This window comes from Shewanella sp. 38A_GOM-205m, assembly GCF_000518445.1.
Lineage (GTDB): Bacteria > Pseudomonadota > Gammaproteobacteria > Enterobacterales > Shewanellaceae > Shewanella > Shewanella algae.
Window position 1 is genome coordinate 89,983 of record NZ_JADP01000020.1, and the last position, 6,287, is coordinate 96,269.

The window sequence follows — 6,287 nt, forward strand, 5'->3', positions numbered from 1 at the left end:
TCCCGCCCGGTTGGCATTAAGCCTTTGGTAAGTGACTCATGTCTGGGCTCGCAAATGCCAGCTCCGGCTGTTGACGGCAACCACAGCTGCACCTAGGATCGCCCTCCCCTACCGCGACACTGAAATAACAATTAAAGGTGTGCAAATGACTCTGTTACAACGTTTTTGTGTGGCACTCTGTGCCTTGTTCTCCAGCCATTCCATGGCAACGCCCACCCGGGCACCTATACTGCTGCAAGGCGCCATGGATGTCGAAGTCGACACCCTGGTTCAGGCCCTGAAAGACCCCAAACAGACAACTCTTGGTTCCTGGACTTTCTGGCAAGGCACTGTGGATGGCTATCCTGTCATAGTGTCCCGTACTGAAATAGGTATGGCCAATGCGGCCGCCTCCACCACACTGGCGATAGAAAAATTTCAACCCGGTTTTATTATCAACCAGGGCACCTCCGGCGGCCACGACCCGGCGCTGCACCGCGGCGACATAGTGCTGGGGAAATACAGCTTCAATATGGGTTCCTATCGCAGCGATCTACACCCCAAAGGCCAAGGCATAGATCCCAAACGCTGGCATAACTTCGATGTCACCATGCGTTTGCGTCAGGATGGCAAGCTGGTGGAACACAAGCGCTTTGATGCCGATCCCAAGTTGCTGGCTCTGGGACAACAACTGGTGTCAGCTTATCGCCATGGCAAGGTAGTGACCGGCGTGATCGGCAGTGCCGATGAGTGGAACCGCGAAGTCGACCGCATCGAGTGGCTGCACCAAACTTATCAAACCTCGGCCGAAGAGATGGAAACCGCTGCGGCCGCCCTGGTTGCCAAGGCCTATGAGATCCCTTTTATCGGGATTCGGGTACTCTCCAATACCGACCTGCACGGCGAAGAGTTTGAGCCACAAACCGCTATCCACTGTCAGCAGTTTGTCATTGAGTACACCAAGAAGTTGATCGCAGGTTTGGAAGGTAAATAAAACCTAGTCGCTCTAATGGCAAACAAGTGCCGCTGGATTGTCTCTTTGGCGTTTCCTGTAAGCACCTAATCTTAAGTAATCAGCAATAAGAGAAATTGCTTGGATTACCGGCTGGAAAACAAACATTGCGGGCACCACCAGGGTGCCCGCATCATAACTGTCAGACAGGATAACTTGGGTTTAGTCACGCAGCTTGTAGCTGACCTCGACCCTGTCGGAGAAAGTTACCTGGCCATACTCATAGCTCTGGTTGATAGCGCCTTCAGCCATCATGGCGGCCTTGTACATCACAGGGCGCACCGGGCCTTGGTCGAAATAACGAATCGACCAGACGCCATCGAGTTTCTCGCCGAATCCGGCTGCCAGCTCACTGGCCTTTTGCTTGGCATCTTCAATGGCCGCCTGCCGCGCCTGCTTGCGCATCTCGGCTTCTTTACTGGACTTAAGGTTGATCTGGTTCACCTTGTTGATCCCGCCTATTAGCGCCGAGTCCAGTATGGGGTTGAGCTGATCCAACTGTTTCACCAACACGGTCACACTGCGACTGGCGCGATACCCCTTGAGCTCGGGCGCCTTGTCCTTGAGGTAAACATACTCAGGTTGCAGATTCAGATTGGCGGCTGCAATCGACTCCTTGGCGACCCCAGCCTTGAGCAGGCGCTCGATAAAAGCGGCCACCGCCTTGTCGGATGCGGCCTTGGCCGCCTTGGCATCAGATTCGCTTAATGACACTTCAACATGGATTTCAGCCATATCCGGCTCAACCTGTATCTGGCTGACGCCTGTAGTTTCCAGCAGAGGTCTATCCTGAGCCAGTACCGAGTGGCTCATCAGAGTAGCGGGTAACAGTGCGCCTATCAGCGCCAGATTCAGCAGAGATTTTTTCATCTTGGTTCTCCAAAAAGTTCGCTTTCGTTGACCATAGAAACGCAGCCGGCTGACAAAAGGGTTAAAAAAATCAAAAAATTTTTCAACGAGGTTTTGAAGCGGCAACCGAGATGGCAACATAGAACATAAATTAACCAGCCCAACTGTACCTTTTCTATGGCTGAGGTATAATCGCCGCCAATTTTACCGGCACCCAAGCGTGCTCCATCAGCTTTAGCATTGCGGAAAACAGCTCTTGAAGAAATCAGTCGACATTTTTGATCCCAAGCAGACCACGACTCTGGACACTCCGGCCAAGACTCTGGCACAGGAAAACAGCCCTGCCGAGGCCCAAACCAGCGGCAATCGCATCGGCTTTGTCAGCCTGGGCTGCCCCAAGAACCTGGTGGATTCCGAGCGGATCCTCACCCAACTGCGCATCGACGGCTATGAGGTTACCAACAGCTATGACAATGCCGACCTGGTAATAGTCAACACCTGTGGCTTTATTGATGCCGCGGTGGAAGAGTCGCTGGATGCCGTGCGTGAAGCGTTGGAAGAAAACGGCAAGGTGATAGTCACCGGCTGCCTGGGCGCCAAGGAAAACCAGATCCGCGAAGTGCATCCGGATGTACTGGAGATCACCGGCCCCCACAGCTATGAAGCCGTGCTGAACCATGTGCACAAATATGTGCCCAAGCCGGAGCACAACCCCTTCACCTCGCTGATCCCGCAAGCCGGCGTTAAGCTGACCCCCAAGCATTATGCCTACCTGAAGATTTCCGAAGGCTGCGACAACCGCTGTACCTTCTGCATCATTCCGGCGCTGAGGGGCGATCTGGACAGCCGCAGTGTCGGCAGCGTGCTGGATGAAGCCAAACGCCTGGTGGAAAGCGGCGTTCAGGAAATTCTGGTCGTCAGCCAGGACACCTCGGCCTACGGCAAAGACAAGGGCGGCCGCACCGACTTCTGGAACGGCATGCCGGTGAAGCAGGATATCACTACCCTGGCCCGCCATCTGGGCAAGATGGGGGTGTGGGTACGCCTGCACTATGTCTACCCTTACCCTTGGGTCGATGAGCTGATCCCGCTGATGGCCGAAGGACTGATCCTGCCCTATCTGGATCTGCCGCTGCAGCATGCCAGCCCTCGCGTGCTCAAGATGATGAAACGCCCCGGCCGGGTCGACCGCCAGTTGGACGCCATCAAGAAATGGCGAGAAATCTGCCCGGATCTGGTGATCCGCTCAACCTTTATCGTTGGCTTCCCCGGTGAAACCGAAGAGGATTTCGAAATCCTGCTGGACTTCCTGCGTGAAGCAAGGCTGGACCGCGTAGGCTGCTTCAAGTACTCGGAAGTCGATGGCGCCGTGGCCAATACCTTGGCCGAGCTTATCAGTGAAGAGGTCAAGCAGGACCGCTATGAGCGTTTCATGCAGGTGCAGGCCGAGATCAGTGCCGAGCGGCTGGCGCGCCTGGTAGGCCGTGAGCTGGATGTCCTTATCGATGATGTGGACGAGGAAGGCGCCATTGGCCGCTGCTATGCCGATGCACCTGAAATCGACGGCATGGTATTCTTAAACGGAGAAGTGGAACTGAACCCAGGGGACATGGTGCGCGCACTGATCACTCATTCTGATGAGCACGATCTGTGGGCCGAACTGGTGCAGATGCCGGATTAAACTCTCCCAACACCTTGGAGAAATCTTTCTTGAGGTGTCAGCAGGGTGAAAAGATTAGAGTCATAAAATCAAAAGGGGCAACACCCTGTTGCCCCTTTCCATTGCGTCCTTTACGACTGTATGATCCTTTGCCCTTCTTCGGCTTCTCGCTGCGACAGCGAAACAGTGAACTGGTCACCACGGCCTTGAGGGCGTTATCTTTGATCTGTCCACGACCGGATTCATGTTCCAGCAGTGCGGTCTGCTTAATATATTTGGCCATATCGGCTCCTTATTTCAGTGGAATGAGACTTGCCCGACCATACCGGACAAAAATCGCGCAAATACTACTCCCTTTTGTACCAATAACCAAATATCTTAATCTTGGCCCAAAGTACAATGTCGCGTTTCGCCTTATTCATGTTATTAAAAACAATCACTATTCAGTCTGTTTCAGTCAATCCGGGAGGGTTTGTTCTGTGATATTCAGGTTCTGTTGTCTGGCGCTGCTGGCACTCGCTTGTTCACCACAGCTGCTTGCCGCAGAAACCTGTGAGCTGACCATGGGGTATCGCACCAATGCCAGGGCCCCCTATATTGCTGAAGCACCGGATAACAGTGGCCTCTATCTCAGCCTGTATCAAGACGCGGCGGCAAGAATAGGTTGTAGTCTCAAGGTAGTGCGAGCGCCGAAAAAGCGTATTCTCTGGGAAATTGCCAAGGGCAATATCGACTTCTATCCCGGGCTGGCCTTCTCCAAAGAGCGCCACGACTACGCGCATTTCATCGCCAACGGCCTGTCTGAACGCTATATCGGCGTCAGCCGCGCCGACTTGAGTGACATCACCTCGTTGCAGCAATTGGTGGATAAGCAGCTGGTGCTGCTTATCTCCCCCGGCAGCTATCAGCTGGGTGGTTTACCGGACAAATTGATAGTGCGCAAGCCACCGGACATGAGCACAGACTCGGCGATAGCCTTTCTCAAACAGCATCAGGGTGATTTCTATGTCTACGATGAATCAACCCTGAGATATTGGCTGAAAACCCATCCTCAGCACGGGCTGAAACTGCATCCCTACTGCTGCGATCACAGGCGACAAGGACACCTGGGCTTCTCACGCAAGAGCCGTTATTTCAGTGCCGGAGCCAATCCAAATTATATTGCCGACAGGCCGATATCCATTGACAACAGCCCTTGGGAGTTGCAGCCGGACAGCCTAGCCTACGCACTGCAGCAGGCCTTGCAAGACATGGCCGAAAGCGGTGAAACCGAGTGGCGTTATCAATACTATATGCAGCAGGTATCACAAGCGGCGGCTGTGCCCTAATCCTCCTGTTCATACAAGGAGTATTGCCCCCTATTCCATTGATACATTTTGGATCAATTCAGCCTGAGTCCAGTATCTAATGGGTACACTACTGCTTTTGGGTCGCAAAGAGTTGTAATATGTTTTCCCGCAAGCCGTTGACGCCACAGGCACAGCTGGACTTGGCCATGACCTTGATGGCCGAAGAGGAGCAGCGCCTGCAAAACGCCCTTGAGCTGGTACTGCACAGCAGTCAGCAAGCGATAACAAAACGCCTGCAACGGGCCAAAATCGATGCCGATATCTTCCCGCCGGTTCATCAGGACTATCTCAATGCCATGGCACTGCAACATCTGTTCACCATGCTGCATCAGGGAGACGAGCAAAGAGCCAACAGCATCTGCAATAACCTAAGAGAACTCAGCCAATGCCTACAGCCCGCCATTCAGGACAATGCCCACTGCGAAGAACAATATCGGCCGGTTTAATGCTGCTTTGTGGCTTGGCGCTAATTCCCGCTTCCAAGGCCCAGAGCAAATCACCCCAAGTCACTCCCGACCAGAGCACATCCGAGTTATTGTTACAACTGGATCAGCGGCTGCTCGCCAGCCGTAGCGCAACCAAAACCTTGAGCGACTGGTGTGATGAATATCAACTGGCCACAGACGCCAGCATTCGCGCCGAAGGAGAAAAGCATTTTATTCATGATGCTCCCAAGGAGGTCTACCGTCAGCTTAAAGTGGCGCCTGGAAGCCGACTTGGCCATCGCAAGGTGCGTCTTCTCTGTGGCGATAGAGTGTTGTCTGTCGCTGACAACTGGTATGTGCCCGAGCTCCTTACCCAGGAGATGAATCAACAGTTACAGCATACAAAAACCCCGTTCGGCACCGCCGTCAAGGCGCTGGACTTCAGGAGAGAAAACCTCCAGAGCCTGAAGCTGTGGCAAGGGAGCAAGGTGCTGCCGCCATTTGTATTGCAACACAAGGCGCTGCTTTTGCGAGCCGATGACAAGCCCTTTAGCCTGGTCATTGAACGTTACACCAGTGAACTGCTTCCCAAGTCGTCCGCAAATAAGCCGTCCGCAAAACAGCCAAGCATGGCGCAGTAATCCCTCAAAAACAGTAATCCAAGTTGATAAAAAAGCCCGCTTTAACTGCGCAACGTAGTTCACTTAAGCGGAGCTGCCTTGTGATTAACAGGATATCGGGTCTTTGATATTTTTACCGCCCTAGGCCGATTTGGCTTAGGGCGTTTGTCTATAAACAGGATGGACAAGTCTCCTCGCAGACTGTTTAGACGCTTCGGCGTATTACCTGGTGACACCGCTTTGCTCATGACTTTGAGCTGACTTGCGATGAACTGACAAGCGTACTTAAAGCTGATTTCATTGGGCATTCGACCGTGCTCTACTGCCGCCTGACTCGCTTCTCGTCTCACCAAGTTATAACCAAGCAGCAGCCCCCATAGCTCTTGATAGACA

7 protein-coding genes and 1 pseudogene are annotated in these 6,287 nt (G+C 53.4%); 5 read left to right on the plus strand and 3 right to left on the minus strand.

The features are described 5' to 3' along the window. Window positions 1-145: 145 nt before the first annotated feature. The gene (locus tag N512_RS0113300; RefSeq protein WP_028780649.1) at window positions 146-973 is read left to right on the plus strand and encodes a 5'-methylthioadenosine/S-adenosylhomocysteine nucleosidase; all 828 of its coding nucleotides are present in this window, start codon (window positions 146-148) and stop codon (window positions 971-973) included. A gap of 180 nt (window positions 974-1,153) precedes the next feature. Here the strand turns inward: N512_RS0113300 and N512_RS0113305 are convergent, their stop codons facing one another. Next, entirely contained in the window at window positions 1,154-1,861 is a 708-nt protein-coding gene (locus tag N512_RS0113305) for an oxidative stress defense protein (protein WP_025010213.1), read from the minus strand. Between the two features lie 235 nt (window positions 1,862-2,096). On the opposite strand from N512_RS0113305, the gene rimO reads away from it, so the two are divergent. After that, window positions 2,097-3,521, plus strand: a complete 1,425-nt coding sequence (gene rimO, locus N512_RS0113310) for a 30S ribosomal protein S12 methylthiotransferase RimO (RefSeq protein ID WP_028780650.1) — start codon at window positions 2,097-2,099, stop codon at window positions 3,519-3,521. Between the two features lie 37 nt (window positions 3,522-3,558). On the opposite strand, the gene N512_RS0113315 is transcribed toward rimO, so the two are convergent. Further along, entirely contained in the window at window positions 3,559-3,783 is a 225-nt protein-coding gene (locus N512_RS0113315; RefSeq protein WP_025010215.1) for a ribosome alternative rescue factor ArfA, read from the minus strand. A gap of 196 nt (window positions 3,784-3,979) precedes the next feature. On the opposite strand from N512_RS0113315, the gene N512_RS23045 reads away from it, so the two are divergent. From N512_RS23045 to N512_RS23050, 3 genes are all read left to right on the plus strand, one after another. Further along, complete coding sequence (locus N512_RS23045; protein ID WP_037475029.1) at window positions 3,980-4,828, plus strand: substrate-binding periplasmic protein; 849 nt, start codon at window positions 3,980-3,982, stop codon at window positions 4,826-4,828. Window positions 4,829-4,947: 119 nt separating this feature from the next. Continuing rightward, window positions 4,948-5,295 carry a hypothetical protein gene (locus N512_RS0113325; protein ID WP_028780651.1) on the plus strand — a complete coding sequence of 116 codons (348 nt, stop codon included), beginning with the start codon at window positions 4,948-4,950 and terminating at the stop codon, window positions 5,293-5,295. After that, on the plus strand, window positions 5,295-5,915 hold the full coding sequence (locus N512_RS23050; protein ID WP_051472805.1) for a hypothetical protein: 621 nt from the start codon (window positions 5,295-5,297) through the stop codon (window positions 5,913-5,915). Before N512_RS0113325 ends, N512_RS23050 begins: the two co-directional genes overlap by 1 nt. 59 nt (window positions 5,916-5,974) lie before the next feature. Here the strand turns inward: N512_RS23050 and N512_RS24120 are convergent. Continuing rightward, window positions 5,975-6,287 (minus strand): annotated as a pseudogene (locus N512_RS24120) (IS4 family transposase); the annotation flags it as partial.